Raw genomic sequence first — 25,600 nt, forward strand, 5'->3', positions numbered from 1 at the left:
TCCCATGATGCCAACCGACAAAAATATTGAACTGACCATCAACGAGGGTCATGCGTCGGCGCCACCCAAGGCCGCCAAGAAGATCCTCGACGTCGCCTATGACCTGTTCTACAGGCGCGGCATCAGGGCGATCGGCGTCGACGAGATCGTCAGGCGCGCCGGCGTCACCAAGCCCAGCCTCTACCGCAGCTTTCCCTCCAAGGACGAATTGGCCGCCTCGTACCTCAGGCAATACGACCTTGAGTTCTGGGAGCGCTTCGACGAGGCGGTGGACGCCCATCCCGGCGATCCCCGCGCGCAGATCCTCGCCTTCCTGACCCGCGTCGGCAAGCGCACGCAACGGCCGGACTACCGCGGCTGCGGCATGACCAATGCAGCGGTCGAGTATCCCGAACACGGCCATCCCGCCCGCGTCGTCAGTGAAGCCAACAAGCAGGAACTGCGCCGCCGCCTGCGCGCCATGGCCGCCGCGATGGGCGCGCAGGAGGCCGACACGCTGGGCGACGGGCTGCTGCTTCTGATCGAGGGCGCGTATATCAGCGGCCAGCTGTTCGGCCTCGGTGGTCCCGCGCAGTCGGTCGCCCGCAATGCCGACCTGCTGATTGAAGCGAGCTTGAAGAAATAGCGGTTGGCGATACGCTGGGACAGCCTCCAACGGAGATGTCCGCGATGCGCCGCCTGCTGATCCCGCTTGCTCTCGCTGGCCTCTGTCAGGCAGCCCAAGCCAGTGAGATATCGAGCGCCTATACCGATCTCGACTGGAAGAGGGACTGCGTAACCTACGCTCAGGCCGAACAAGGCGACGGCGACTGGGCCGATCTCGCCTGTTCGGGCTATCGCGGCTATCCCGTGCTGATCGCCTATGACGACGCCCGCGAATCGCTGTTTTACGGTTTTCCGCCCGGCGGCGACATGACATCCGCCTGGGAGAGCTTTTCCGCCTTCAATTCGTCCGGGGCCAAGGTCGAATGGCGCGTCGAGACAAATGGCGACAAGGCCGTGCCCTTCGCGGTCATCCACCGCCGCACGATCAGCAATGCCGAGGACGAGAAAAAGTCGACCGAAGTGCTGCTCGTCGCCAAGGTCGGTCAGATGGATGCGCGAGATGGCTGCACCGTCGGCCTCGTGCTGGCCACCGGCAATCCGCAAGCCAACGACCAGGCGCGCAAGCTTGCCGACGAGAAGGCGCGGACCTTCGCCTGTGGCAAGGACCGGCACACCGTCATCGGCAACGTGCCGGCCTTCGGCCGGGTGGATAATTGACCAGGTTGGAGATTGGCCGCCACGCCCACAACTTCGTCATCCTGGGGCGAAGCAAGGAGCGCAGCGACGCAGCGCAGACCCCAGGATCCATGCCGGGACATCAACATCGCCGCAACGGCGCAAAATTCTGTTTCCGCCGCGCACTTCAGCTAGCGTCGCGGCATGGATCCTCGGGTCAAGCCCGAGGATGACGAAACCCAGCTACTTACTCTTCTTCGCCCGCTCGATCGCGTCGACAATCATCTTCTTGGCGTATTTCGAATCGTGCCAGCCTTCGATCTTGACCCATTTGCCGGGTTCGAGATCCTTGTAGTGCTCGAAAAAGTGCTGCACCTGCTGGAGGGTGATGTCGGGCAGCTGATTATACTCGGTGACGTTCTCGTAACGCAGCGTCAGCTTGGGCGACGGCACGGCGATGATCTTTTCGTCCTGGCCGGCATTGTCTTCCATGATCAGCACGCCGATCGGCCGCACGTTGATGACGCAGCCCGGCACCAGTGCGCGCGTGTTGCAGACCAGCACGTCGATCGGGTCGCCATCGCCCGACAGCGTGTGCGGCACGAAGCCGTAATTGCCGGGATAACGCATCGAGGTGTGCAGGAAGCGGTCGACGAATAGCGTGCCGGCCTCCTTGTCCATCTCATACTTGATTGGCTCGCCGCCGATCGGCACTTCGATGATGACGTTGACGTCTTCAGGCGGATTCTTTCCGGTGGCTATGGCTTCGATGCGCATGGCTTTATCCCTCTCTCGATGGGGAGGAGATAGCGGGCGGCGCTAAATGGCGCAATGCGGCGAATGGTGCTCACGCACGTCAGGCGAGACGCGACGGCATTCGGCGCGTTCAATCATCAGCACAAGATGTTTCAGCGTCGTGATTTCCTGGAGGCGTCCCGGGCTTCCGCGATCATCTCGGCGATCATTCCCAGACGAAAGCGACCTTCTTCAGCGCTTTCTGTTCGAAGATCTCGACACCCTCGGCGACATCGCGGCCGCCGGCGCCGGCATAGAAGGCAAGCGCGTTCTGGTTGTCTTCCAGCGCCCACACCACCATGCCTTTCAGGCCATGGTCAGCGAGCCGAGCCCTGGCTGCCGAAAACAGGCGCCGGCCAAGACCAATGCCCTGATATTCCGGGCGCAGGTACAATTCGTAGATTTCGCCTTGCTGCTTGAGTTCCCGGGCACGGTTCTTGCCGATCGTCGCATAGCCGGCGATTGTGCCGCCGATTTCGACGACCAGAACGGTGGCGGCACGGCGAATCGCGTTCGCCCACCAGTCGGCACCGCGGCGGTTGATCATCGACGTCAGCGTGCGGTGCGGGATGATGCCGGAATAGGCACCGCGCCAGGCTTCCAGATGCACCTCGGCGATGGCGCCTGCGTCGCGCGGCTCGGCCTTCCGGATGTCGATCGTCAGCGTATTCATGATTTGTTAACCATAAACCCGCATGGCCCGATTGCAAGAGTACGGGCGGCCCGCCGGCCGCTTTCTCACAGCCGATCATGACATTGCTGAGATCGGGCAAAGCCTGTCTGAAAACGCGCTCAGGCGAGGCGGATGGCGCAGCTTTCGAGAACCGACGCGCAGCGGACTTTTTTGTCCGTGAGCATCGAAAGCGCAGGAAGCCGCGTCAGGCGTCCGGCTGAGGGGCGTTTGCAGGCAGGCTTTTCAGATTTCGACCAGATGATCGTCAAGCTCGTTGATATCGCCTGAGGTGACCGGGAAATGCTCGGCCAGCACCGCCCCCACCTGCTCGATCGCCTTGACGAAACCGTCGGCGAGCCGGTCATCGCCGGCATGCGCGGTGAGATCGCGCACCACATCATCCCAGACATGCTGGCCGACCTTGGTGTCGATGCCCGAATCGGCGACCACCTCGGCATAGCGCTCGGTGATCGAAACGAAGACCAGCACGCCGGTGCGCGCCGTGGTGCGGTGGACGTTGCGGGCAAGGAACTGCTTGGTCGCATTGGCGTGCGCCGCCTGATAGCGCAGCCGCCGCGGCACCATATGGATGCGCAGGCCGGGCAGCGCCCATAATAGGGCCAGCGCGCAGGCCAGCGCCAAAAGCTCAGCGAGGACGAAATGCGGCAGGCGGATGGTGAGCCACCATGCCTCCAATCCGTAGGCGACGGCGAGGCTGGCGATCAGCATGCCCAGCGCCGCCATCAAGGCGGCTGGAGCGAAATAGCCGTCACTGGCATACGCCACGACGCAGTAGATTTCGCCATCGGTCCGGGCTTCAGCAATGCGGATCGCGTCGGCGATGCGCTCATGGTCCTGAGGGCTGATCGGTCGTGTTGCCATGGTCTTGTCTCACCAGCCTCCCGAGGAGCCGCCACCGCCGGACGAACCACCGCCGCCCGAAAATCCGCCGCCACCTCCGCCGGAAGACCAGCCCCCGCCGGAACTTCCAGAAGACCAGCCGCCGCTCGAGGATCGCCTGCTGGGCTCGAAGGTCATGCCGAGCCAGCGATAGCGTCCAGGCCCGAGCTTCTGGCCGAAGATCGGCGGCAGGACCGAGGCCGCGATGCCGCCGAAGAAGATGATCGCCCAGATGCTGATGAAAATGGCGAAGAACAGGTCGTCGGAATTGAACGGCGCCTGCTGGTTGCGTTTGCCCCTCGCTTCCAGCTCCTCAGGATTGCCTTCCAGCACCATGATCATGTCGTCGACGGCCTTGGTGATGCCGCCGGAGAAATCACCGGCGCGGAAGGCCGGCACCATGTCGTTTTCGATGATCAGCTTGGTGTGCAGGTCGGTCAGCGTGCCTTCCAGCCCATAGCCGACCTCGATGCGCATCTTGCGGTCGTTTGGCGCGACCAGCAGCAATACGCCGTTGTTCTCCTTGGCCTGGCCGAGCTTCCAGAAGCGGAACAGCCGGTTGGCGTAGGGTTCGATCTCTTCGCCGCCGAGGCTCGGGATTGTGGCGACGACGATCTGGTCGGAACCCTTTGTCTCGAAATCGGCAAGCTTTTGCGTCAGCGCCGCCTTGGTGCCGGCATCGATGATGCCGGCATTGTCGACGACACGGCCAGTGAGAACAGGCAGGTCCGCGGCGAATGCGGTTAGGGGGAGAAAGAAAAGGCTTAGAAGAGCGAAAAGGAACCCTAGGCTTGCGTTCCGTGGCGCCCCCCTCTGCCCTGCCGGGCATCTCCCCCTCCAGGGGGGAGATTGGCAGCTTCGGCGCTGACGCTCATCTTGCCACGTTGAAAAATGGCGAAAGCGGAGATCGCGGCCAATCTCCCCACTTGAGGGGGAGATGTCCGGCAGGACAGAGGGGGGTGTTTGCACGCCAACGGTCCGTTTTTTGCGGAATTTATTCCGATGACAGTCGCTGCTCACCCGCCCTGCTTCGTGCCGAAATCCACCTTCGGCACCTGCAGCTTGTCCTCTTCGATGGTGAAGTTCGCGAAGGGCTGGTTGGAGCGGAACCACAAGCTCGCCCACAGCACCGAGGGGAAGGTCCTCAGTGTCAGATTGTAGTCCTTGACCGCCTGGATGTAATCGCGCCGCGCCACCGCGATGCGGTTCTCGGTGCCTTCAAGCTGTGCCTGCAGCGCCAGGAAGTTCTGATTGGCCTTGAGATCCGGATAGGCTTCCGACACCGCGATTAGCCGCGACAGCGCGCTCGTCAGCCCCGCCTGGGCATCCTGGAATTTCTTGAGCGCTTCGGGATCCTTCAGCGTATCGGGCGTCACCGTGATCTGCGTCGCCTTGGCCCGTGCCTCGACCACCGCATCGAGCGTGTCCTTCTCATGTGCGGCGTAGCCTTTGACTGTCTGGACGAGGTTGGGGATGAGGTCGGCGCGGCGCTGATACTGGTTCAGCACCTCGCTCCAGGCTGCCCTGGCATTCTCCTCCGCCGTCGGAATCGTGTTGTAGCCGCAGCCGGCAAGCAGCGGCAGCACGAAAGCCATCATCAGGAAGGCGGGCAGCGTGCGGAATGTCGATGGTCGAGCAAGGCGCTGGGCAAGCATGATGGAGTCCCTCGGTAGAAGTTTGCATGCGAAGCATTACCACAATCGGCGCGCAAGAAAACGGCCTCGGCGGGAACGGTTATCGGCGCGTTACCATCGGCCGCAAACCCCTGTAATTGGCGGGGCGAACGCGATAAGGTCGGCAGAAGCAGGACACCATCATGGCCGGACATCAGGACAGCGACGGCGAATCGCGCCGTATCCTTGAGCGCGTCGCGCAGGAGACGGATCCGGCCGGCACCTCGCTGGTGGCACGGACCGCAAAAGGCGTGCGCGACCACGTCGCCGCGGCCGACGCCGACCGCGCGGACCCGATCGAGGTCTGGGGCACCCGCATTGGCAGGATACTCGGCCTGCTCGTGGCGCTGGGCCTGATGGTCTGGCTCGTGCTTTTCCTCACCCGGGGCAGCTAGGAATCAAAAACAATGAGCGCCGAAAAACCCGACGCGCCGCGCGCGGTCATCGTCATTTCCAGCCATGTCGCTCGCGGTTCGGTCGGCAACCGCGCCGCCGTCTTTGCGCTGGAGACACTGGGCTTTCCGGTCTGGGCGGTGCCGACCGTCATCCTGCCCTGGCATCCCGGCCATGGGCGGGCGACACGCATCGTGCCGCCGCTCGACCAGTTCAAGGCGCTGATGGCCGATCTCGAGCGCGCGCCGTGGCTGGGCGAGGTCGGCGCCGTGCTGTCGGGCTATCTCGGCGAGGCCGGCCAGGCCGAGGCGGTCGCCTCGCTGGTCGCCGCCGTCAAGGCCAGGACGCCTGGCGCCGTCTATATCTGCGATCCGGTGATGGGCGATTCAGGCGGCCTCTATGTGCCCGAGCCCACCGCCGCCGCCATGCGCGACCGGCTGATGCCGATCGCCGACATCGCAACCCCTAACCGCTACGAGCTGGAATGGATGGCCGGCGCCCCGCTGCCGGACCTCAAATCGGTGATCTCGGCCGCACTCCATGCCGGACCGTCGACCATGCTGGTCACCTCGGCGCCATCGATGATGATTGGCGGCACCGGCAATCTCCTACTTGACGGCACCCAGGCGCTGCTCGCCGAGCACCGCCTGATCGACAAGCCGCCGAACGGCCTGGGCGATCTGACGGCGGCCGTCTATCTCGCGCGCATCCTCTCCGGCCAACCGGCGATCAAGGCGCTGCAATCGACCACGGCGGCGGTCTACGAGATCCTGGCGCGCACCGCCAAGCGCGGCGGCGACGAGCTGCAGCTCGAAACCGACGCGCAGAGCCTGTCTCACCCGATGGCCATGGTGCAGCTGCGCCACCTCACCCATCCGGGGCGGGATCGCCGCGCGTGACCTCGAAGGTCGCGCTGGTCGGCGTCGACGGCTGCAAGGCCGGCTGGATCGCCGTGCGGCGCGATCCGGGCGCGGCGCCTTCGATCAATGTCTTCGTCAGCTTCGCCGCGCTGCTTGCGGCAATTCCCGACGGCGCGATTGTCGCCGTCGACATGCCGATCGGCCTGCCGGAGTTCTCCAGCAAAGGCGGGCGCGGACCGGAGGCGCTGGTGCGGCCGCTGCTCGGAGCACGCCAATCCAGCGTCTTTTCGATCCCGTCTCGCGCCACGCTCTATGCCGATACGCAGGACTTCACCACTGTCGAAGCCTGGTACGCCGCGCATCGCAGAGCAAGCGAGGTGGCCAGGACCACGTCCGACCCACCGCGCGGCGTATCGATTCAGGCCTTTGGCATCTTTTCGAAAATCCGCGAGATCGACACGTTGCTGATCGCACGCCCCGATTTGCGCGGCCGCGTCTTCGAATCGCATCCGGAAGTCGCCTTCTGCCGCCTGAATGGCGATCAGGCCATGCTGTTGCCGAAAAAGATCAAGGGCGGCATCAATCCGGCCGGCATGGCGGAGCGCAAGGCACTGCTTTGCCGCCACGGCTATGAGATGGGCTTCCTTGACCAGCCGACACCGCGTGGCGCGGCCGCCGACGATTTCCTCGATGCCGCGGCAATGATGCTGGTCGCCGACCGCATCGCCGGCGGCAAGGCCAGGCCGTTTCCGGACCCGCCACTGGTTGACGGTTTTGGCATACCGGTCGCCATCTGGGCGTGACAACATTGGCCAGCGTCGCGCCCAACGCATGGCATTTCCAGCCAGCCCCCACAATTCTGCATTGCTCGCGACGCGCTTTTACCGTTAGAGCCTTTTCTCGACCGCAACGAGCTGCCGCCTCCAACCCGGAAAGGCCTTAGCCGCCCATGCCTCATCTTCCTGATCACCTCCTCGCCGGCTACCGCAATTTCATGAACGGACGCTACCTCACCGAGAGCGGCCGCTATCGCGAACTCGCCCGAGACGGGCAGGCTCCGGAAACCATGATCGTTGCCTGTTGCGACTCCCGCGCTGCCCCCGAAGCGATCTTCGACGCCGGGCCCGGTGAACTTTTCGTGCTGCGCAATGTCGGCAACCTCGTGCCGCCTTACGAGCCGGATGGCGAGTTCCATTCGACCTCGGCCGCGCTCGAATTCGCGGTGCAGAGCCTGAAGGTCAAGAACATCGTCGTCATGGGTCACGGCCGCTGCGGCGGCATTCGTGCCGCGCTGGACACCAATTTCGCCCCGCTGTCTCCCGGCGACTTCATCGGCAAGTGGATGAGCCTGATCGCACCGGCCGCCGAGACCGTCTCCTCCAGCACCTTCATGACCGCGACGGAACGCCAGACGGCACTGGAGCGCATCTCGGTCCGCTATTCCATCGCCAATCTCAGGACCTTTCCCTGCGTCTCGATCCTCGAAGGCAAGGGGCGGCTGTCGCTGCACGGCGCCTGGTTCGATATTTCGACTGGCGAGCTCTGGGTGATGAACAAGGAGACCGGCGATTTCGAGCGGCCGGTGCTGGAATGAACGGGAAGGCGCGCCAGCGGGCGAACGTCCGGTCGGCCGTTTTCACGGCGGCCGCGCTGCTGACGGCAATCGTTGTCGCCCGCGCCGATGACGGCGCCATCATCAGCCGCTGGTATTCGGCACTGCTGGTCGCCGATCGCACGGAACTCGCCGACCTGCTTGCCGACGACGTCCGCATCAAGCTCGATGACCTCGGCATCACTCAAGGCAAGCAGGAGTTCATCGCCTCGCTCGACGAATGGGGGGCGGTTGCGGGTGCCGCGATCCGCCACCGGATCGAGAAGAGCGAAGGCGGCGTCACCACTGTGATCGCCTGCTACGACTTCCCCGACAACGACATGCTGGTGCAGGAAACTTTCGCGGTGGCCAACAACCGCATCACCGCCAGCTCGCAGGCGGCAATCGCCGAAAACTGCGAGGGCTACTGAGGCGGCCAACTGCCATATTGCGAGCCCATGCGCCGCACCCTACATCGGTGACACCCTCCTTCTTGACGCCAGCGAAAGACCCTCCATGCCCTCCACGAAAACCGTCGACCTCGCCGCCCATCCGCTGGCCGCATGGCAAGGGCCGCTCGGCCTGCCCGATTTTGCCCGTATCGGCGACGGCGATTTTTCCCCGGTTTTCGACGCGGCACTGACGGCGCATGAGGCGGAGATCGACGCGATCGCCGGCAACAAGGATGCACCGACCATCGAGAACACGCTTGCCGCGCTGGAACTCGGCGGCGAGGCGCTCGATCACGTCTCATCGATCTTCTGGTGCCGCGCCGGCGCTTACACCAACGAGACCATCCAGGCGCTGGAGCGCGACATTTCGCCGAAGATGTCCAGGCATTTCTCGGCGATCTCGATGAATGAGAAGCTGTTTGCCCGCATCGATGATCTCTACCAGCGCCGCGAGAGCCTGGGCCTCGACGCCGAGACCCTGCGGGTGCTGGAGAAGACCTGGAAAGGCTTCGTCCGCTCCGGCGCCAAGCTCGACGCCGAGGGCAAGAAGCGGCTGGCGACAATCAATGAGGAGCTGTCGTCGCTCGGCACGACTTTCGGCCAGAACGTGCTCGCCGACGAGCGCGACTGGGCGCTGTTCCTCGATGAGGCCGACCTTGCCGGCCTGCCGGACTTCGTGAAGAGCTCGATGGCCGAGGCAGCTGAGATGCGTGGCCAGAAAGGCCGCTACGCCGTCACCCTGTCGCGCTCGATCTACGAGCCGTTCACGACCTTCTCGGAACGCCGCGACCTGCGCGAGATCGCCTTCCGCGCCTTCACCATGCGCGGCCAGAATGGCGGCGCCACCGACAATACGTCCGTGGTGCGCGACATGCTGAAGCTGCGCGCCGAAAAGGCGAAGCTGCTCGGCTATGCCTCCTTCGCCGCGCTGAAACTCGACGACACCATGGCCAAGACGCCGGAGGCGGTGCACACGCTGCTCGACCCGGTCTGGGAAAAGGCGCTGGAGAAGGCCGCCGCCGACCAGAAGGAGCTGGAGCGGCTGGCGGCGGAGGCCGGCAGCAACGAGAAATTCGCCGCCTGGGACTGGCGTTTCTACCAGGAGAAGCTGCGCGCCGAAAAGTTCGCTTTCGACGAGGCGGAATTAAAGCCCTACCTGCAGCTCGACCGCATCATCGACGCCTGCTTCGACGTGGCGACAAGACTGTTCGGCATCACCTTCGAGGAGAAAAAAGGCATTGCCGCCTGGCACCCGGACGCGCGCGTCTTCGTGGTGAAGAATGCCGACGGCAGCGAGCGCGCTTTGTTCCTCGCCGATTATTTCGCGCGGCCCTCGAAGCGTTCCGGTGCATGGATGAGTGCGCTGAAATCCGGCTACAGGCTCGGCGAAGGCTCGAAACCCGTCATTTACAACATCATGAACTTCGCCAAGCCGCCGGCAGGCGAGCCGGCGCTGCTGTCGGTCGACGAGGCGAAAACGCTGTTCCATGAGTTCGGCCATGCGCTGCACGGCATGTTGACGGAGGCCACTTGGCCGTCGGTTTCCGGCACCTCGGTCAGCCGCGATTTCGTCGAATTGCCCTCGCAGCTCTACGAGCATTGGCTGACGGTGCCGGCGGTGCTGGAAAAGCACGCGCTGCACGTCAAGACCGGCAAGCCGATGCCCACGGCGCTGCTCGACAAGATGCTGGCCACACGCACTTTCGGCGCCGGCTTCGCCACGGTCGAGTTCACCGCCTCGGCGCTGATCGACATGGCCTATCACGCACGGCCCGACGCCCCGGAACAGCCGCTTCGTTTCGAGATCGAAACGTTGGAAAAGCTCGACATGCCCGATACCATCGCGATGCGCCACCGCACCCCACATTTCGGCCACGTGTTCTCGGGCGACGGCTATTCGGCCGGCTACTATTCCTACATGTGGTCGGAAGTGCTCGACGCCGATGCCTTCGCCGCCTTCGAGGAAACCGGCGATCCCTTCAACCCGGCGCTGGCCGAGCGGCTGAGAAAGAACATTTACGCCGCCGGCGGCTCGAAGGACCCCGAAGAGCTCTACACGGCATTCCGCGGCAAGATGCCGTCGCCAGATGCGATGATGGTCAAGCGCGGGCTGGTGTAGCACCGGATAATCTCCCCCCTCGAGGGGGAGATGGCCGCGAAGCGGCCAGAGGGGGTCGGTCCGACCGGACTCGGCCTGTTGCTGCAGATGTAGGTTGGCGCTTCACGCGAGACGACCCCCTCTGTCGCCTTCGGCGACATCTCCCCCTCAAAGGGGGAGATTATCCTTCCACGGATCCGCCACCCTTGGCCACACCGGCCGCGTCAGCTTCCTGTAGTCGGTCACCGCCGGATTGCTGGGATACGAACTCGGCGCCGAGACGTAGATGATCTCGGCGGCGATCGGCTCGAAGCCGGCATAGAAATGGTTGGTCGATTTGATCAGCAGCATGTCCTTGCCCAGCGGATCGACGCCGATGTTGGAAAAAATGTCCGGCTCGAAGGTCTGGGTGCGGTTGGTGTTGAGGATGATGTCGACGTCGGTGCCTTCGATGCGGACCAGCGCGGTCGGCCCGAGCGTCACCCGGCTCGGCCCGAAACTCTGCCACCCCTCTGGAACAGCCTTCAGCACCTTGACGCGCGCGTCGATCGGCTCGCCGGCCTGCGGGCCGGCCTTGCCGCCGAAACGCAGGTCGATGATCGCGCCCTCGCCGGCTGCCAGGCAGAAGGTTACCGCGATCGGATCCCAGATCGTCGCCACGCCAACATTGTCCAGACCACGCGCCAGCATCTGGCGCAGCACGAAGGTGCCGTCGCCGGGAACGCCGCCGCCGGGATTGTCCCAGATGTCGGCGATGACCACGGGCTTGCCCGGATTTTCGGTGCGAACGGCCAAGGCGCGATCGATGCCGTCGGCGGCGCTCAGCATCGTCATCGCCGTCTTTTCGCGCAGCGTGTAAAGCTCCCTCCCCAGCCGTTCCGCCAGCGCATCGCCCTTGGCCTTGTCGTTGTCGGTGACAACAAGGATGCGCGTGCCCATCTCCGGCACATCGGCGGCCATGAAGCCATGGATGACCGAGACCGACAGCACGCCGTCCTTGCCATGCAGCGCCTTGATGCGATCGACGAAGGAGCGCATCGGCTCGCGGCTGGTCGGCAATACCTGGATCATGCGGCAGTCGAAGGTCGAGATGACCGGTTTGATCTCGCCGCGCGCCGCCGCCAACCCAAGCTCGACGACGTGCTCGCCGCGTTCGTAGAAATCGGTGTGCGGGAACTCGAGGAAATAGGCCATGATATCTGACGCCGCCACGCGCCTGGGCGTCAGATGGCTGTGCGGATCGAACTCGGAGGCGATCACCACGTCAGGCCCGACGATGGCCCGCACGCGCTCGAGCAGATCGCCCTCGCAATCGTCATAACCTTGCGCCACCATGGCGCCATGCAGGCCGAGGATGACCGCGTCGACCGGCAGTGCCGCTTTAAGCTGGCCCAGAATCTCGTCGCGCAGCGCTTCATAGGTCTGCCGCTGCACCAGGCCGCCGGGCTCGGCCCAGGTCGCGGTGCCTTCGATCACGGTCAGGCCTTCCTTTGCCGCGCGCCGGCGCAAGGCGACGATGGGCGAGGAACACAACGTCGGTGTCTGCGGATGCTTGCCCGGCGCGGCATAGAACGCCATCTCGAACGATGCCCGGTCGGTCGGCACCGGCGAGAAGGTGTTGGTTTCCGTCGCCAGCGAGGCGGTGAAGATGCGCATGAAAGCTCCGTGGGAGTGTAACGGCTATTTAACAGCCCCGAGCGCCAGTCCGCGGACGAGATAGCGCTGCAGCCAGATGAACAGGATCGCGACAGGCAGTGTCGCCAGCAGCGTGGCGGCCATGACGTGATGCCACTCGATCGTGTAGCGGCCGGCGACCAGCGAAAATACCTGGATCGGTAGCGTATAGCTCTCCTGGCTGCGCAGCATGGTCAGCGCCACGACGAACTCGTTCCAGGCGTTGATAAAGGTGAAGATCGCGGTCACCGCGATCGCCGGCAGGCAGAGCGGCAGGAACACTTTGCGCAGGGTCAGCCAGCGGCCGGCGCCTTCCATCCAGGCGGCTTCCTCGAGATCGCGCGGGATGGTGTCGAAATAGCTCTGCAGCATCCACACCGTGAAGGCGACGTTGAAGGCCATGTAGATGAAGCCGAGCGCCGTCGTCGATTCGACCAGCCCCCAGGCGGCCATCAGCCGGAACAGGCCGAGCACCAGCACGATCGGCGAGATCATCTGCGAGATCAGCAGGAACTGGCGGAACGCGCCATAGCCGGCAAAGCGAAAGCGCGACATGGCATAGGCGGCGGGAACAGAGATGAGGATGGCGCCGACCGTGGCGATGATCGAGACATAGAGCGAATTGGCCAGCGCCTGGCCGAAGCCGGTCGCCACCCACATGTCTGAGAAATTCGACCAGCGGAACTCGCTCGGCCACCATGTCGGCGACAGCACCTCCTGCCGTGGCTTGACCGCGGTCAGCAACATCACCGCGAAGGGAAAGATCGTCACCACGATCAAAGGCGCCAAGAGCAGCCAGGCGATGATGGTCCGCTTCAGCTTGCCCGTCATGAGCTTGCCTGTCATGAGCCTATTTGTCATGCGCGCTGCTCCCGCATCGCCAACCGCACATAGATCATGGTGAAGACGAGCAATATGGCGAACATCACCAGCGACACCGCCGAGGCCTCGCCCAGTTTGCCAATGCGGAAGGCAAGCTTGTAGAGATGGGTGACCAGGATGTCGGTGGAGTTCGCCGGCCCGCCCTGCGTCATCACCCAGATGATCGGGAACGAGTTGAAGACGTAGATGGTGTTGAGCACGATGGCGATGTTGATGAACGGCTTCAAGAGCGGAAAGGTGATCTCGCGGAACTGCTGCAGCGGCGTGGCGCCCTCGAGAGCCGCCGCTTCGTAGAGATCGTCCGGGATCGACGACAGTCCGCCGAGGAAGATCGTCGTCGTGAACGGCACCGTCACCAATATGCCGATCAGCACCTGCATCGGGAAGGCGGTCTCGGCCTGCGCCAGCCACTGGATGTTATGGTCGATAAGGCCGAGGCCAAGCAGCGCCGAATTCAGCATGCCGCTTTCGCCGCTCAGCGCCCAGCGCCAGACCACCGCCGTCATGGTCAGCGACACCGCCCAGGGCAGCATGATGATGACACGGGCAAGGCCACGGCCATAGAAATCGGTGTTGAGGATCATCGCCACCGGCACCGACAGAAGCAGCGCGCCGCCGACCACGAGCACGGTCCACAAGCCAGTGCGCCAGAGTGCCGCGACGAAATCGGGATCGGCGGCAAGTCCCGCGAAATTGGCAACGCCGCTGAACTCGCGCAACTGGCCGAAGCGGTTGACGTCATGCGTCGAGATCTGGACCAGGTCCCAGACCGGCCAGAAGATGACGATCGCCGCCAGGAACAGGCTGGGCAAGGTCAGGAGATAGGGCAAGAAACGATTTTGCATCGGCCGGCTGTACCGTTTTGCGGGTGGAGATTGGATTGCGCTGGCTTAACAGATTGACTTAATCTCGCCTCGTTCTTCTCAGGCACCGCTTCAGGATTCCTTGCAACCGTCGGCGCTGCCCTCACCTGCCTGTCCGTCCTCCGCAGCAGTTGCGGAAGGGGCCCTTCCTCTCCCCCGTCGATCGGGGGAGAGGTGTCGAGCGAAGCTCGACGGAGTGGGGGTCGACCCTTGAGCGCAGGCGAGGCGATGCTTGCGCCCGGTGCCCTTGCTATGTCCGTTCGCGGCGGCTGCCAAGTGGTTCCCCCACTCCGTCTCGGCTTCGCCGAGCCACCTCTCCCCCTCCGGAGGGAGAGGAAAGGAGCCTGGCTGGGCGGCGCTGACATCGACGAACTATCTTTCTGCTCAAGTCTGCAAGATGTGGCGCGCCCCGCCTGAGTGGGACGCGCCACGGGCGCAGGGAGATACGCCCTATTCCTTGAGCACAGCCCTATTTCTTCAGCACGGCATTGGCCTTCGCCGCCGCGTCCTTCAGTCCTGCCTCGGGGTCGCCGCCGAGGTAGATCTTCTGCATGGCGTCCGACGTGATCTGGGCAACCTCTTCCCAGCCCGGGATGACCGGCGCGAAGCGGGCGTCGGGCAAAAGCGCGGTGAAGGCGGCGAGATCCGCGTTGTTGACGTAGTAATCCATCTTGGCCTCTTCCTTGTTCACCGGCAGGAAGCCTTCGCCCTGGGTGAACTTGGCGCGCTGCTCGGTGGTGAACAGGAAGTCCATCAGCTTCCAGGCCTCATCCTTGTTCTTGGAGTTCTTGAACATGATCATGGAATCGGTGACGCCATAGGTGCCGCGCGCACCGGTCGGACCAGCCGGAATGGCGGCGACGCCATATTTCAGGCTCGCGGCCTCCTCCTTGATCTGGTTGGACAGGAAGGGTGCGGTGATCATCATGCCGATCTTGCCCTGCTTGAACAGGTTCTGCACGTCCTCGCGGCTGTTGGAGGTGACGCCTGGTTCGGTCAGCCCCTCGTCGATCATCGACTTGTAGAGCTTGGCGGCCGCGAGCGCGCCCGGCGTGCCAAGGCCCGACGTGCCATCCTTGTTGAGGATTTCGGTGCCCTGCGACCACATCGCGTAATAATAATAGACGTCGGTCTCGATCTCCTTGCCCTGCAGGCCGAACCCGAATGCGCCGGTTCCCAGCGCCTTGATCTTGCGCGCATCGTCCTGCAGCTCGGTCCAGGTTGCCGGCGGCTTGGCGATGCCGGCCTTCTCGAACAGCTCCTTGTTGTAATACATGGCGCGCGCCGAGGCGGCGATCGGCAGGCCGTAGGTCTTGCCGTTCATGATCGAGGGCGACAGGAAGGTGTCGATGAAGCGGCCCTTGAATTCGGGCGTGATGTAGCCGTCGAGCGGTTCGGCGACGTCCTGCTGGACGAAGTCGATCAGCCAGCGCGTGCCGATGATCGAGAGATCTGCATTGGTGCCGGCGGTGATGTCGGTGGTCAGCTTCTGCAAGAGCACATCCCACGGCACGACTTCGAACTTGACCGTGATGCCCGGGTTCTTCGCCTCGAACTCCTTCTTCACTTCCTCGAAATAGGGGCCGGTCTTGGCGCTGTATTCAGCGACGGTGACCCGCACTTCACCCGCATTGGCCTGCGCCGCGAAGGCCAGCATGCTCATTCCGGCCATAAGGCCGACAGTCCATTTCGCAAGGCTCATCCGATCTCTCCCATTTGTTCCGCGCATTTGCGCTCCCTGTGCCTGATCTGGCGCAGGATTTATGTGACTTTCCTACATTATCCATGAATTCGCGGCATGCAAGCGGATTATCATGTTGCTAAATTACATTCGGTTCCTTAACCTGCCGGCATCTGCCTGACCTGCGGGAGGAGCAAGCGCCGTGGTTTCGAAAGCCGAATTCGAAGGCCGCACTGTCGTCGTCACCGGCGCCGGCGGCGGTCTTGGCTCCGCGATCGTCACGCTGCTGGCCAAAAGAGGCGCGCGCGTCGTCGGCTGCGACCAATCCGAGGAGGCGCTGGCCAGTCCCCACCTTGCTTCGCGCCATGTCTTCAACCTTCTCGACCGGGCTTCGATCGAGAAAGCCATCCCTGCCGTGCTCGACAGGGACGGTGTGCCCGACATCCTGATCAACAATGCCGGCTGGACGCGTGCAGAGACGCTCGGTGCGCTGACGGCGGATAAGATCGAGCACGAGCTCGACCTCAACCTGACCGGCGTGATGACCTTCGCCGACCCAATCATCAAGGCGATGGCCGCGCGCGGGTCAGGCAGCGTCGTCTTCATCTCTTCCGTCAACGCCATCGCGCATTTCGGCAATCCCGCCTATGCCGCCGCCAAGGCCGGCATCAACGCCTATGCCAAATCGATCGCCGTCGAGCTCGGCCGCAGTGGCGTACGCGCCAATGTCGTCTGTCCGGGATCGATCCGCACCGCCGCCTGGGACCACCGCCTTGCCAAGGATCCGGAGATCCTGGGCAAGCTGCAGCGGCTCTATCCGCTTGGCCGCATCGTCAATGCCTCGGAAGTGGCCGAGGCGGTGGCCTTCCTTGCCTCGGACCGCGCATCGGGCGTAACAGGCGTGGTGATGCCCGTGGATGCGGGACTGACCGCCGGCTGCCTGCCTTTCATCGACGATATATTGGGAGCGTGACCATGACCGACGTCCTGTTTCGCAACCTGTCGAAGTCCTTCGGTCAGCACAAAATCCTCGAGGACATCAGCCTCGACATCAAGAGCGGCGAGTTCGTCGTGCTGGTCGGCCCGTCCGGCTGCGGCAAGTCGACCCTGCTGCGCATGCTGGCCGGCCTGGAGACGATCACCGCTGGCGATCTCCTGATCGGCGGCACGCGCGCCAACGACCTGCCGCCGCAGCAGCGCAACATCGCCATGGTGTTCCAGTCCTATGCGCTGTTCCCGCACCTCAAGGCTTCGGACAATATCGGCTTCGGCCCGAAGATCCGCGGCGAGAACCGTGCGACGATCGACCAGAAGGTCAAGAAGGCGTCCGGCGTCCTCAACCTGTTCTCCTATCTCGATCGCTACCCCCGCCAGCTCTCGGGCGGCCAGCGCCAGCGCGTCGCCATGGGTCGTGCCATCGTGCGCGAACCATCGGTGTTCCTGTTCGACGAGCCGCTGTCCAATCTCGACGCGCAATTGCGCGTGCAGATGCGCACCGAGATCAAGGCGCTGCACCAGAGGCTGAAATCGACGATCGTCTACGTCACCCACGACCAGATCGAGGCCATGACCATGGCCGACCGCATCGTCGTGATGGACCGCGGCCGGATCCAGCAGGTCGGAGGGCCGCTGGAGCTTTATGACAGGCCGGCCAACAAGTTCGTCGCCGGCTTCCTCGGCTCCCCGTCAATGAGCTTTATCTCCGGAGCTCTCAAGACGACGCCTGAGAGGACCTGGTTCGAGTCGGCCGGCGGCGGACGGCTTGCGCTTGCCGGCAACCCGGTGCCGGCGGGCAGTGCGGTGGAGGCCGGGATCCGGCCCGAGCACTTCATCATCGGTGAAGCGACCGACGCCATGGCGCTTAAGGTGGATGTCGTCGAGCCGACCGGCTCCGAGACCCATGTTTATGGCGTCATTGGCGCCGATACGGTGCGCGCCGTGTTCCGCGACCGGGTGCCGGTCAGGCCGGGCGATCTGCTGCCGGTCTCGGTCGATCCCGGCAACATCCACCTGTTCGATACGGCGACGGGCCTGCCGCTGAGATGACGACGGAAGCGCCAATATGAAGACGAAAACACGGGCATGAAGACGCCGGCCGACATCATCACGCGGCTGCAGCTGATATCGCAGGACGGCACCAAGTCGGACCGCCGGCTGGCCGGCCTCGTTCTGTCCGATCTCGATTTCGCCTCCAAGGCCGCGATCTCCGAGATCGCCGCGCGCGTCGGCGTCAGCGAACCGACGGTGACCCGCTTCTGCCGCAATCTCGGCTGCGAGGGCCTGCGCGATTTCAAGTTCTATCTGGCGCAGGCCATCGCCATTGGCGGCCAGTATCTGTCGCCCGAGCCGCTGAGCCGCGATGCCCGCGAGCAGCGCATCGCTTCGGCCATCACCGAAGCCGCAATCTCGGCCATCCAGCGCGCCAGCGAGAACCTCGACATGACGACGCTGGTCGCCGTCGCCGAGCGGCTTGCGACGTCAGGCAATGTGCTGTGCATTGGCTCCGGCGGCATCTCCTCGATGATGGCGACCGAGATGCAGAACCGTCTGTTCAGGCTCGGCCTGCCGGTGCTGGCGCAGATCGACGGCCAATTGCAGCGCATGTATGCCGCCGTTGCGACGCCTGAGACCACGCTGGTCGCCTTTTCGGTGTCCGGCTATGCGCGCTCGGTCATCGAGGCGGTGCAGGTCGCCCAGCAATATGGCGCCACGACGGTCGCAGTCACCGCGCCTGACTCCGCGCTGGCCAAGGCCGCCGACACGGTCATCCATCTGCAGCCGCTCGAGGACGGCAACATCTACAAGCCGACATCGTCGCGCTATGCACTGCTGACGATCGTCGACATGCTCGTGACGTCGGTTGCCGAGACGCGCGGCCCGAAGGTGCTGGAGAACCTGCGCCGCATCAAGCAGAGCGTGAACACGCTGAAGGTCGACGATCCGCGCCTGCCGCTGGGCGATTGAACTTCAGCCGGAGGATTGCCCGGTGAGGGCTTCGATGCGCTGCGCCAACAACTCGGGCTCGCCCGCTACACGCAGCGTCTTGAGCCGCGCCGTGCCGCCGGCTACGACCGAAACAGCCGAAATAGGCACTCCCATCGCCTTGGCGACCAATCTTTCCAAGGCTTGATTGGCGGCGCCGTTCTCTGGTACGGCGCGGACCCGCGCCTTCAGATGACTTCGCCCGTCCGCGGAGGTTTCGATGCCTTCGAGCCTGTCCACGGAAGATTTCGGCGTCAGCCGGACGAACAGCTCGATGCCGTTTTCGCGGAGGCGGAACGGCGCGCTCATGCGATCGTCAGGCTCACAGCACCAGCGGCGCCACCGTGGTGAGAATGAACTGCCTCACGAAGAACAGGATCAGAAGCAGGATGATCGGCGAGATATCGATGCCGCCAAGGTCTGGCATGAACCGGCGGATCGGCCGCAGCGCCGGTTCGGTCAGCCGGTAGAGCATGTTGCCGATGCTGCCGACGAACTGGTTGCGCGAGTTGACGACGTTGAAGGCGTAGAGCCAGGAAAAGATCGCCGAGGCGATGATGATCCACCAGTAGAGGTCGAGCGCCATGACGATGGTTTGAATGAGGGCGAGCATGCCGGTCTCCAATTGTTGCCGACATGTAGCCATTGCATGCGACACGGGCAAGGGCGGCTTTGCGTGAAGCGCCAGTGCCGAACAATGATCATTTCCGCTCGGCTCGATGCCGGCGTGTCAAAAATGGTCCGGTCACGGCACCGAGGCTTCATGGACAAACCCAGTCCTCGAGTTCTACAAAGCGGCCGCGGGCACGCGACGTGAGTCGGTGCAGGCTGCGGTTTGATTCAAAGGAAAATTCATGCACATTCGGTCGATGATGGCAGGGTTGGGAACAGTTGCCCTGGTGGCGGTTGGGGCATTCGCCTTGCCGGCCCAGGCGGAAGGATTCCAAAACATCGTGCTGTCCGCCACCGAGCACGCGGAGCAGACGCAGGCGACATTTTCACCGGATACCGCGAAGATTTTCCTCTCCGCCGACCTTACGGACGCGGTGGCTTCTGGATCGAAGCTCACCGTGAGCTGGATTTCGGTCGATTCCGGCGGTGTCGCGCCGGCGAACTACAAGATCGATGAAGTCAATCTCGAAATCGGCATGATCGACAACCACATCGATTCCTCGATAGCCAAGCCGGATGCGGGCTGGCCGGTCGGCACCTATCAGGTTCAGATCGCCGTCGACGGCACCGTGAAGGAAACGGTCGATTTTTCCGTGAAGTGACCGGCGGGCCTGACGCCCGGCGGCTTTTCGGCAAAACGCCGCCTTGACAGAAATCCGCCACGCCCGATAAATGCGCCATCCGCTGGACGGGGCTGTAGCTCAGCTGGGAGAGCGCGTCGTTCGCAATGACGAGGTCAGGAGTTCGATCCTCCTCAGCTCCACCAGCGGAATAATCGGTTCTTCCCTTTTGCTGCGCCGCCAATGCGCAAGCCGCATCCCATGCGATGCGGCCTTCAGCGCCGATACCCCGATAAAAAGCCATCCGCGATTTCGCGCGATTTCCGAGGCAAGACAATTGTCAATTGGACTTATGGCGATGGCCGCCGCCGGATCGGCGCTATTTTTTTTGGAAGCGGTCCCATTAGACTGACGTTCTCAAATCAGTTTTTTCTGTGTGTTGTGACAAGGCGTTTCGGCGGGGGCGACCGAAGGCGCTATATGGATTCGAAATGAAGAACCCGCCTGCGAAAGCAAAGAAGTGTCCATTCGCGAGAACCTCGGTGCAAATCTTAGACGGCTCTGCAAGGACCATGCCTCCGTTAGTGCGGTATGCCGTGAGTTGGGTATCAACCGCACGCAGTTCGAACGTTACCTGCAGGGCCAGACGGTTCCGAACAAGGCCACTGCCAAGCTGATCTGCGACTATTTCCGCATCGACGAAGCCGAACTGTACCAGGACCCCGGTATCCCCGAGCCCGCGGCTCCCGGCCTGCCGCCGATTTCCGAAAGCCTGTTCAACCAGATGATCCGCCCACCCGCCCCATCCATCGCGGGAGGCACCTATTTCACCTACCTTTCGATCCCGGCCCGTTCCGACCTGTTGATGCGGTCGGTGACCTTCGTGCGGCGCGAAGCCGAACTGGTCACATTCCGGCGGGTCACCGGATGGTCGGAGCGCCGTGGCTCGACATGGGCGCGAGCGCGCGGCAACCACTATGGCGTGGCGATCTCACGCCTGAACTGGATTTATTTCAGCGGCGTCAACCGTCGCCAGACCGGCGAACCGTCACTGATCTCCGTGCAATGGGCCCCCATCTCCGAGCCGGTTCTGATCGGCAAGGCCATGCTTCTGACCGAGGCCGGACCGGCATTCGTATCCGTCATCATGCGTCAGGATATGTCCGGTATCCGGGCACGGCATGCGATCCGCATGGCGCATGTCGTCAGGCTTGACGATCCGGGCATCGACCAGTTGGTCGTCAGCCTTGTCCGGGAAGGGCAGGGATAGCCGCATGTTACGCTAAATAAGAACAAGACTATCCCGAAAAAGCGTATGCTAGCGATCGCCTACTCCATATCTGAGTAAAATCGTTTTTTTAGACTTTATCGCCAAGAAAGATATTTTAGATCATATCTGCTTTACTACAATTTTAACAAACCATTAACTCTTTCGACCTTACCTTTCTTCTCGCGGATCCCGCTGTGGGGATCTTTCAACAGATCCCATTGGGGTCGGGAAAGGGACAAAAATGGCCAAGAAAGTGAGCAATACCCCGAAGCTGACGGTTGCCGCGGGCACGCAGACCGTCTTCTTCTCGCAGGGCATGCACTACAACAAGCGCTGAAGTCGTTCGGCGCCGACGGGCTATCGGCCTGTCGGCGCCTCACATTAAAAAACGTCATTCAGCATCATGAAAATGCGCTCTTCAAAAACGCTTGTCTTCTATCCCGGGACCAACAAGGTCACGGCTTGCAATTTCCTGACCAGAAGCGTCTTCGACTGCAGCCCCGAGGTGATTGGTCTGCTCGCATCCTGGGACGAATGGGCCTCCGCGGCGGAGATCGCACGCGCCCACGGATGGTCCAAATCCGACCTGAATGCGGTCATCCCGCAATTGCTTGATTTTTCCGCCCTGGTCACCGCCGGCTCGCCTCTGGCCGAACAGGAGACAAAGTTCTCCGGGCAATGGAACTGGGGCATCCCGACCGCGCTGATGCATTTCTGCGTCCAGGACAGCGAGTTCATGACCATCGAACAGGCGGAGGCACGCCAGATCGAACGCGCCGGTCACGTCGCGCAGCCCGACCTCCTGCTCAAGAATGCCACAGGCGCCATTCGGCTGCCGAACGCACTCGACGACAATGAACTTCTGGGCTTGATGGCGCGACGCCGCACCAACCGCACCGCGGCTGCGCCCACCATCACAATGCAGCAGCTCTCCGACTGCCTCTTCGCCGGCATGGGCATTACCGGCGAGACCAGCAACTGCGTCGGCGCCCTGCCGCTGGGCATGACGCCTTCGGGTGGAGCGCGAAACCCCTATGAGGCCTATGTGGTTGCGCTTGGCGTCGAGGGTCTGGAGCCCGGCGTCTATCACTATTCCGCCGCCGATCACGATCTCGGCAGGATTTCGGCCAACCATCTGCCGAAGATCTCCGAACTGGTCGGCGGGCAGGAATGGGCGGATGCCATGCCTTGCCTGATCCTGCTTTGCGCCAGGCTCGACCGCACCATGTGGAAATATGAGGATGCCAATGCCTATCGCGTGGTGCTGATCGAGGCTGGCCATATCGGCCAGAACATGATGCTGGCGGCGACCAGGCATGGCCTGTCGGCCTGTCCTACAGCGGCGCTCAGCCATTCGGCGATCAAGCGTCTCCTCGGCCTCGAACACCTGACCGACGCACCCATCTATGCCTTGACCCTCTCGACCCCGCTGCCGAACTCGCATCCGGCGGGCCAGACAATTAATTAGCCGCCTCAATATGTCCAGCGTAGCAAGTACGCGTTCCCTGAGGTCCACCCAATGACAGGAGCAGCACGTGTCAAATCACGCCTTACGTCAATCGGAGATCGATAGTATTCAATATATCGCGACAATGAGCAACGAGCTGGTGCAGATGGCCGAAGCAAGCCGTTTTCCCATGATCTCTTATCTGCTGGGCATGGCCTATGCCGAAGCATTCGATGTCCTGCGCGGCGCCAGGCCGGCAAGGCATGCGCAGCTCAGTGGCAACCCGATGCATCCCAAGCCAAATGCAAAGGACAACCATCAGCCAAGGAGAGCGTAGCGGCGGCCCGCAAAACGGACGTCCATGCTTAGAGATTTGAGGGGACCGCTAATGAATATGATCGCGACCATCAGCGGCGCCGCCGCCAGGGAAAGCGTCTTCGGCCGCCTTCACGCCCTGATCGCCAGCCGGCCGGCATCGCCGGATGCCGCGCGCGTCGAGGCCCGGCAACTGATTTCCATGGCGATGGCCGACACCTGGCAGGCCGACAGCCTCTGGGGCGCGGCGGACGCCTTTCATGTTCATTTCGACTTCACGATGCAGACCATCGAGATCAACGGCGCCGACGACCCAAGCCTCAGGATCCTGCGCACGAAATGCCGCTTCTACCTGGACCAGGTCGAAGCGCTGTGCCAGTCGATGAATTGAACCGCTATCCCATTGTCTTGACGCAAATTCCCAAGGGAAAGCGCTACGCACTTCCTGGAATTGCTCTAATCCCGCAAACTGAACACGAATGGCGCCGTGCGGCTGACGCGCGAGCCGAGTTCCGGCGGCGGCGCCGGCACGGTGGCGCCCTGCAGCACCGCGAGCGCGGCACGATCGAGTTCAGGGTCGCCAGAAGAACGGACCACGCGCGCCGAGATCACTTGGCCTGAAGCATCCACCGTGAAGGCCACATTCGTATTGCCCTGCGAGCGCCTGGATTTCGCGGCACTCGGATAACGCTTGTGCCGATTGATCCACGCCGTCAGCCGGGACTCCCACTTGGCCGGGCTGATACCGGAGACTCCGGCCGCCGATTTCGGCGCGGCCGCCCGGGCCGCGGGTTTTGTCTCCGCGCTTGCCGTGGCAACGGCCCTTGCCGGCTCGGCCTTTTCCTTCCTTGGTCCTGGCTTGGGCTTTTCGACCGGCTTTTTCGCCTTGGCCTGGACCGGTTTCTTCTCCTTGGGCTCCTCGACCGGCTTTGGCTGCGGCAGCGGAACGACGATCTCTGGCGTGATAGCTTCGATGGCGTCGGGAATGACCGCGTTGGGCGGCGGCTGATCGACCGGTTCGGCCTCGGTTGTCTCGGTCGGCTCGATCTCGTCGGGAGGCACCGTTTCCACCTGCTCGGCCGGCCGCGCCTGCTCGACCATTTTCTCGGGCTCGGCCTCGGTGACCCTTTCGGTCTCCTCGACAGGTTCGGTCTGGTCCGGCATCGCCGCATCCAGCATCGCGGCCTGTTCGGGCACTGCCGGCGTGACCACCATTGGCGCCATTTCGATCACCGTGGCCGGCGGCGGCCCGCCATCCGTCTCGATCGGACTGATACTCTGCACCGCATAGGCGACCGCGACATGAGCGCCAAGCACCAGCGCCGCCGCACCCGCCCACAGGCCGAGATCGCGCCAGCCGAAACGCGACAGCTGCATCGCGGGCGAGGCGGCAGGCGGTGTCATGGCGCCGCCGTTCCGGCCGGACCGGCTGCCGGGGCATCGGCCGCCGGCGCGGTCTCCAGGCCGACCAGCGCGATCTTCAGATAGCCGGCTCCGCGCAGCAGGTTCATGGCCTCCATCAGGTCACCATAAGCGACCGCCTTGTCGGCGCGCAGGAAGATGCGCGTCTGCTTGTCGCCTTTTGTCCTGCTGTCCAGCGTGGCCGCGAAGAGCGGTCGCGGCACGGTGTCGTTGCCGATCGCCAGCGTGAGATCATCCTTCAATGTCAGGAACAGCGGCGTCTCCGGCCGCGGCGCCGGGGTTGCCGTCGAGCCCGGCAGGTCGACATTGACGTCCACCGTCGCCAGCGGTGCCGCGACCATGAAGATGATCAGGAGCACCAGGATGACATCGATGAAGGGGGTGACGTTGATCTCGTGGCTCTCTTCGAGATCGTCATCCATGGTCTGTCGGATCCTGCTTGCCATGGCGTCGCTCCCGCTATTCCGCAGCCATCGCCGTCGCCGGCGCAATCGCGCGGAAATCCAGGTCGCGGCTGACCAGCCGTTCGACGCCCGCCGAGGCATCGGCGAGGATCTGCCTATAGCCGGCTATCGAGCGGGCAAAGACGTTGTAGATCACCACCGCTGGAATTGCCGCGACTAGGCCCATCGCGGTGGCCAGCAGCGCTTCGGCTATACCAGGTGCTACCACGGCCAGATTGGTGGTCTGCGCCTGCGATATGCCGATAAAGGCATTCATGATGCCCCAGACGGTGCCGAACAGACCAACGAAAGGCGCGGTGGAACCGATCGTCGCCAGCACGCCGGTGCCGCGCGACATGCGCCGTGACGCCGCCGCCTCGATGCGCGACAGGCGCGAGGTGACCCTTTCCTTCAGCCCATCGCCGCCGGCATGGTCGAGCGCGCCGGCCGAGAGAGCCGTCTCTTCTTCCGCCGCCCGCACCAGAAGCGCGCCGGGGCCGCCGCTGCGGTCCAGCGCGCGGCTCGCCTGCTTCAGCGTCGCGGCGTCGCCGATCGCCCGGACGGCACGGCGGATGCGCAGCTTGCCGCCAAAAATCTCCAGCGATTTGGCCAGCCATATCGTCCAGGTGACGAGCGAGGCGAAGGCCAGTCCGATCATCACCGCCTTCACAATGATGTCGGCGGCCATGAACATGCCCCATGGCGACAGGTCATGCGGCAGGTTCAGCTGCAT

General features: G+C 63.4%; 30 protein-coding genes and 1 tRNA gene. 17 read left to right on the top strand and 14 right to left on the bottom strand.

Going from position 1 to position 25,600, the window contains the following annotated elements; all coding sequences use genetic code 11:
* The first annotated feature begins 7 nt into the window (after window positions 1-7).
* Window positions 8-625: a TetR/AcrR family transcriptional regulator gene (locus JT360_RS29245; RefSeq protein ID WP_214476240.1), complete on the top strand. Its 618-nt coding sequence runs from the start codon at window positions 8-10 to the stop codon at window positions 623-625.
* A 44-nt stretch (window positions 626-669) separates the two neighbouring features.
* Window positions 670-1,263: a hypothetical protein gene (locus JT360_RS29250; RefSeq protein WP_214476242.1), complete on the top strand. Its 594-nt coding sequence runs from the start codon at window positions 670-672 to the stop codon at window positions 1,261-1,263.
* Window positions 1,264-1,464: 201 nt separating this feature from the next.
* Here the strand turns inward: JT360_RS29250 and ppa are convergent, their stop codons facing one another.
* From ppa to JT360_RS29275, 5 genes are all read right to left on the bottom strand, one after another.
* Window positions 1,465-1,998, bottom strand: coding sequence for an inorganic diphosphatase (gene ppa / locus JT360_RS29255; RefSeq protein ID WP_214476244.1), 534 nt, complete (start codon window positions 1,996-1,998; stop codon window positions 1,465-1,467).
* A gap of 184 nt (window positions 1,999-2,182) precedes the next feature.
* Window positions 2,183-2,689, bottom strand: a complete 507-nt coding sequence (locus JT360_RS29260; RefSeq protein ID WP_214476246.1) for a GNAT family N-acetyltransferase — start codon at window positions 2,687-2,689, stop codon at window positions 2,183-2,185.
* 243 nt (window positions 2,690-2,932) lie between these two features.
* The gene (locus JT360_RS29265) at window positions 2,933-3,571 is read right to left on the bottom strand and encodes a TPM domain-containing protein (protein WP_214476248.1); all 639 of its coding nucleotides are present in this window, start codon (window positions 3,569-3,571) and stop codon (window positions 2,933-2,935) included.
* 9 nt (window positions 3,572-3,580) lie between these two features.
* Window positions 3,581-4,558, bottom strand: a complete 978-nt coding sequence (locus tag JT360_RS29270) for a TPM domain-containing protein (protein WP_352128695.1) — start codon at window positions 4,556-4,558, stop codon at window positions 3,581-3,583.
* Window positions 4,559-4,605: 47 nt separating this feature from the next.
* Window positions 4,606-5,244 (bottom strand): LemA family protein, encoded by a 639-nt coding sequence (locus JT360_RS29275; protein WP_214476250.1) that lies wholly within the window; start codon window positions 5,242-5,244, stop codon window positions 4,606-4,608.
* Window positions 5,245-5,405: 161 nt separating this feature from the next.
* On the opposite strand from JT360_RS29275, the gene JT360_RS29280 reads away from it, so the two are divergent.
* The 6 genes from JT360_RS29280 (at window position 5,406) to JT360_RS29305 (ending at window position 10,677) form a co-directional block, all read left to right on the top strand.
* Complete coding sequence (locus tag JT360_RS29280; RefSeq protein ID WP_214476252.1) at window positions 5,406-5,657, top strand: hypothetical protein; 252 nt, start codon at window positions 5,406-5,408, stop codon at window positions 5,655-5,657.
* 12 nt (window positions 5,658-5,669) lie between these two features.
* The gene (gene pdxY / locus JT360_RS29285) at window positions 5,670-6,554 is read left to right on the top strand and encodes a pyridoxal kinase PdxY (protein ID WP_214476254.1); all 885 of its coding nucleotides are present in this window, start codon (window positions 5,670-5,672) and stop codon (window positions 6,552-6,554) included.
* Entirely contained in the window at window positions 6,551-7,318 is a 768-nt protein-coding gene (locus tag JT360_RS29290) for a DUF429 domain-containing protein (protein ID WP_214476256.1), read from the top strand. The genes pdxY and JT360_RS29290 overlap by 4 nt, the downstream gene beginning before the upstream one ends.
* A 146-nt stretch (window positions 7,319-7,464) precedes the next feature.
* Window positions 7,465-8,109, top strand: coding sequence for a carbonic anhydrase (locus JT360_RS29295; RefSeq protein ID WP_214476258.1), 645 nt, complete (start codon window positions 7,465-7,467; stop codon window positions 8,107-8,109).
* Window positions 8,106-8,537 (top strand): nuclear transport factor 2 family protein, encoded by a 432-nt coding sequence (locus JT360_RS29300; protein WP_214476260.1) that lies wholly within the window; start codon window positions 8,106-8,108, stop codon window positions 8,535-8,537. Before JT360_RS29295 ends, JT360_RS29300 begins: the two co-directional genes overlap by 4 nt.
* Before the next feature lie 85 nt (window positions 8,538-8,622).
* On the top strand, window positions 8,623-10,677 hold the full coding sequence (locus JT360_RS29305; protein ID WP_214476262.1) for a M3 family metallopeptidase: 2,055 nt from the start codon (window positions 8,623-8,625) through the stop codon (window positions 10,675-10,677).
* 147 nt (window positions 10,678-10,824) lie between these two features.
* On the opposite strand, the gene JT360_RS29310 is transcribed toward JT360_RS29305, so the two are convergent.
* From JT360_RS29310 to JT360_RS29325, 4 genes are all read right to left on the bottom strand, one after another.
* Window positions 10,825-12,312 carry a M81 family metallopeptidase gene (locus JT360_RS29310; RefSeq protein WP_214476264.1) on the bottom strand — a complete coding sequence of 496 codons (1,488 nt, stop codon included), beginning with the start codon at window positions 12,310-12,312 and terminating at the stop codon, window positions 10,825-10,827.
* A 24-nt stretch (window positions 12,313-12,336) separates the two neighbouring features.
* Window positions 12,337-13,161: a carbohydrate ABC transporter permease gene (locus JT360_RS29315; protein WP_214476297.1), complete on the bottom strand. Its 825-nt coding sequence runs from the start codon at window positions 13,159-13,161 to the stop codon at window positions 12,337-12,339.
* A 26-nt stretch (window positions 13,162-13,187) separates the two neighbouring features.
* A complete protein-coding gene (locus JT360_RS29320) occupies window positions 13,188-14,057 on the bottom strand; it encodes a carbohydrate ABC transporter permease (protein ID WP_214476265.1) in 870 nt (289 codons plus the stop codon).
* Between the two features lie 487 nt (window positions 14,058-14,544).
* Window positions 14,545-15,777, bottom strand: a complete 1,233-nt coding sequence (locus JT360_RS29325) for an ABC transporter substrate-binding protein (RefSeq protein ID WP_214476267.1) — start codon at window positions 15,775-15,777, stop codon at window positions 14,545-14,547.
* Between the two features lie 181 nt (window positions 15,778-15,958).
* Between JT360_RS29325 and JT360_RS29330 the strand changes: the two genes are divergently transcribed.
* Genes JT360_RS29330 through JT360_RS29340 form a run of 3 tightly spaced genes read left to right on the top strand, consistent with a single transcriptional unit; the run spans window position 15,959 to window position 18,720 of the window.
* A complete protein-coding gene (locus JT360_RS29330) occupies window positions 15,959-16,729 on the top strand; it encodes an SDR family NAD(P)-dependent oxidoreductase (protein WP_214476269.1) in 771 nt (256 codons plus the stop codon).
* A 2-nt stretch (window positions 16,730-16,731) separates the two neighbouring features.
* A complete protein-coding gene (locus JT360_RS29335; protein ID WP_214476271.1) occupies window positions 16,732-17,802 on the top strand; it encodes an ABC transporter ATP-binding protein in 1,071 nt (356 codons plus the stop codon).
* A gap of 36 nt (window positions 17,803-17,838) precedes the next feature.
* On the top strand, window positions 17,839-18,720 hold the full coding sequence (locus tag JT360_RS29340; RefSeq protein ID WP_214476272.1) for a MurR/RpiR family transcriptional regulator: 882 nt from the start codon (window positions 17,839-17,841) through the stop codon (window positions 18,718-18,720).
* Between the two features lie 3 nt (window positions 18,721-18,723).
* Here JT360_RS29340 and JT360_RS29345 read toward each other — a convergent pair whose 3' ends face one another.
* Together JT360_RS29345 and JT360_RS29350 are read right to left on the bottom strand one after the other, a co-directional pair.
* A complete protein-coding gene (locus JT360_RS29345; protein WP_214476274.1) occupies window positions 18,724-19,047 on the bottom strand; it encodes a DUF167 domain-containing protein in 324 nt (107 codons plus the stop codon).
* 13 nt (window positions 19,048-19,060) lie between these two features.
* Window positions 19,061-19,351, bottom strand: a complete 291-nt coding sequence (locus JT360_RS29350; protein WP_027047523.1) for a YggT family protein — start codon at window positions 19,349-19,351, stop codon at window positions 19,061-19,063.
* A 241-nt stretch (window positions 19,352-19,592) separates the two neighbouring features.
* Between JT360_RS29350 and JT360_RS29355 the strand changes: the two genes are divergently transcribed.
* From JT360_RS29355 to JT360_RS29380, 6 genes are all read left to right on the top strand, one after another.
* Window positions 19,593-20,012, top strand: coding sequence for a hypothetical protein (locus JT360_RS29355; RefSeq protein ID WP_214476277.1), 420 nt, complete (start codon window positions 19,593-19,595; stop codon window positions 20,010-20,012).
* Between the two features lie 88 nt (window positions 20,013-20,100).
* Window positions 20,101-20,176: transfer RNA gene (locus JT360_RS29360), tRNA-Ala, on the top strand.
* A 314-nt stretch (window positions 20,177-20,490) separates the two neighbouring features.
* Window positions 20,491-21,240, top strand: coding sequence for a helix-turn-helix domain-containing protein (locus JT360_RS29365; RefSeq protein ID WP_214476279.1), 750 nt, complete (start codon window positions 20,491-20,493; stop codon window positions 21,238-21,240).
* 409 nt (window positions 21,241-21,649) lie between these two features.
* Window positions 21,650-22,708, top strand: coding sequence for a SagB/ThcOx family dehydrogenase (locus JT360_RS29370; protein WP_250889157.1), 1,059 nt, complete (start codon window positions 21,650-21,652; stop codon window positions 22,706-22,708).
* A 67-nt stretch (window positions 22,709-22,775) separates the two neighbouring features.
* Window positions 22,776-23,024, top strand: a complete 249-nt coding sequence (locus JT360_RS29375) for a hypothetical protein (protein WP_214476283.1) — start codon at window positions 22,776-22,778, stop codon at window positions 23,022-23,024.
* Window positions 23,025-23,075: 51 nt separating this feature from the next.
* A complete protein-coding gene (locus tag JT360_RS29380) occupies window positions 23,076-23,393 on the top strand; it encodes a hypothetical protein (RefSeq protein WP_214476285.1) in 318 nt (105 codons plus the stop codon).
* 65 nt (window positions 23,394-23,458) lie between these two features.
* On the opposite strand, the gene JT360_RS29385 is transcribed toward JT360_RS29380, so the two are convergent.
* The 3 genes from JT360_RS29385 to exbB all read right to left on the bottom strand — a co-directional run.
* Window positions 23,459-24,406, bottom strand: coding sequence for a TonB family protein (locus JT360_RS29385; protein WP_214476287.1), 948 nt, complete (start codon window positions 24,404-24,406; stop codon window positions 23,459-23,461).
* Window positions 24,403-24,870 carry a TonB system transport protein ExbD gene (gene exbD / locus JT360_RS29390; protein WP_214476289.1) on the bottom strand — a complete coding sequence of 156 codons (468 nt, stop codon included), beginning with the start codon at window positions 24,868-24,870 and terminating at the stop codon, window positions 24,403-24,405. Before exbD ends, JT360_RS29385 begins: the two co-directional genes overlap by 4 nt.
* A 13-nt stretch (window positions 24,871-24,883) precedes the next feature.
* Window positions 24,884-25,600 (bottom strand): tonB-system energizer ExbB (exbB, locus tag JT360_RS29395; protein ID WP_214476291.1); only part of this gene is annotated, 717 nt, incomplete at its 5' end.

The organism is Mesorhizobium sp. dw_380 (assembly GCF_018588885.1).
GTDB lineage: Bacteria > Pseudomonadota > Alphaproteobacteria > Rhizobiales > Rhizobiaceae > Mesorhizobium.

What these genes read in the sequence shown, in the direction of transcription:
- JT360_RS29370 (WP_250889157.1), top strand. Translation starts at nt 21,650, where the DNA reads ATGCGCTCTTCAAAAACGCTTGTCTTCTATCCCGGGACCAACAAGGTC.
- pdxY (WP_214476254.1), top strand. Translation starts at nt 5,670, where the DNA reads ATGAGCGCCGAAAAACCCGACGCGCCGCGCGCGGTCATCGTCATTTCC.
- JT360_RS29245 (WP_214476240.1), top strand. Translation starts at nt 8, where the DNA reads ATGCCAACCGACAAAAATATTGAACTGACCATCAACGAGGGTCATGCG.
- JT360_RS29295 (WP_214476258.1), top strand. Translation starts at nt 7,465, where the DNA reads ATGCCTCATCTTCCTGATCACCTCCTCGCCGGCTACCGCAATTTCATG.
- JT360_RS29280 (WP_214476252.1), top strand. Translation starts at nt 5,406, where the DNA reads ATGGCCGGACATCAGGACAGCGACGGCGAATCGCGCCGTATCCTTGAG.
- JT360_RS29310 (WP_214476264.1), bottom strand. Translation starts at nt 12,312, where the DNA reads ATGCGCATCTTCACCGCCTCGCTGGCGACGGAAACCAACACCTTCTCG.
- JT360_RS29260 (WP_214476246.1), bottom strand. Translation starts at nt 2,689, where the DNA reads ATGAATACGCTGACGATCGACATCCGGAAGGCCGAGCCGCGCGACGCA.
- JT360_RS29250 (WP_214476242.1), top strand. Translation starts at nt 670, where the DNA reads ATGCGCCGCCTGCTGATCCCGCTTGCTCTCGCTGGCCTCTGTCAGGCA.
- JT360_RS29305 (WP_214476262.1), top strand. Translation starts at nt 8,623, where the DNA reads ATGCCCTCCACGAAAACCGTCGACCTCGCCGCCCATCCGCTGGCCGCA.
- JT360_RS29265 (WP_214476248.1), bottom strand. Translation starts at nt 3,571, where the DNA reads ATGGCAACACGACCGATCAGCCCTCAGGACCATGAGCGCATCGCCGAC.
- JT360_RS29385 (WP_214476287.1), bottom strand. Translation starts at nt 24,406, where the DNA reads ATGACACCGCCTGCCGCCTCGCCCGCGATGCAGCTGTCGCGTTTCGGC.
- JT360_RS29380 (WP_214476285.1), top strand. Translation starts at nt 23,076, where the DNA reads ATGAATATGATCGCGACCATCAGCGGCGCCGCCGCCAGGGAAAGCGTC.
- JT360_RS29345 (WP_214476274.1), bottom strand. Translation starts at nt 19,047, where the DNA reads ATGAGCGCGCCGTTCCGCCTCCGCGAAAACGGCATCGAGCTGTTCGTC.
- JT360_RS29350 (WP_027047523.1), bottom strand. Translation starts at nt 19,351, where the DNA reads ATGCTCGCCCTCATTCAAACCATCGTCATGGCGCTCGACCTCTACTGG.
- JT360_RS29335 (WP_214476271.1), top strand. Translation starts at nt 16,732, where the DNA reads ATGACCGACGTCCTGTTTCGCAACCTGTCGAAGTCCTTCGGTCAGCAC.
- ppa (WP_214476244.1), bottom strand. Translation starts at nt 1,998, where the DNA reads ATGCGCATCGAAGCCATAGCCACCGGAAAGAATCCGCCTGAAGACGTC.
- JT360_RS29320 (WP_214476265.1), bottom strand. Translation starts at nt 14,057, where the DNA reads ATGCAAAATCGTTTCTTGCCCTATCTCCTGACCTTGCCCAGCCTGTTC.
- exbD (WP_214476289.1), bottom strand. Translation starts at nt 24,870, where the DNA reads ATGGCAAGCAGGATCCGACAGACCATGGATGACGATCTCGAAGAGAGC.
- JT360_RS29340 (WP_214476272.1), top strand. Translation starts at nt 17,839, where the DNA reads ATGAAGACGCCGGCCGACATCATCACGCGGCTGCAGCTGATATCGCAG.
- JT360_RS29300 (WP_214476260.1), top strand. Translation starts at nt 8,106, where the DNA reads ATGAACGGGAAGGCGCGCCAGCGGGCGAACGTCCGGTCGGCCGTTTTC.
- JT360_RS29315 (WP_214476297.1), bottom strand. Translation starts at nt 13,161, where the DNA reads ATGACGGGCAAGCTGAAGCGGACCATCATCGCCTGGCTGCTCTTGGCG.
- JT360_RS29355 (WP_214476277.1), top strand. Translation starts at nt 19,593, where the DNA reads ATGCACATTCGGTCGATGATGGCAGGGTTGGGAACAGTTGCCCTGGTG.
- JT360_RS29325 (WP_214476267.1), bottom strand. Translation starts at nt 15,777, where the DNA reads ATGAGCCTTGCGAAATGGACTGTCGGCCTTATGGCCGGAATGAGCATG.
- JT360_RS29275 (WP_214476250.1), bottom strand. Translation starts at nt 5,244, where the DNA reads ATGCTTGCCCAGCGCCTTGCTCGACCATCGACATTCCGCACGCTGCCC.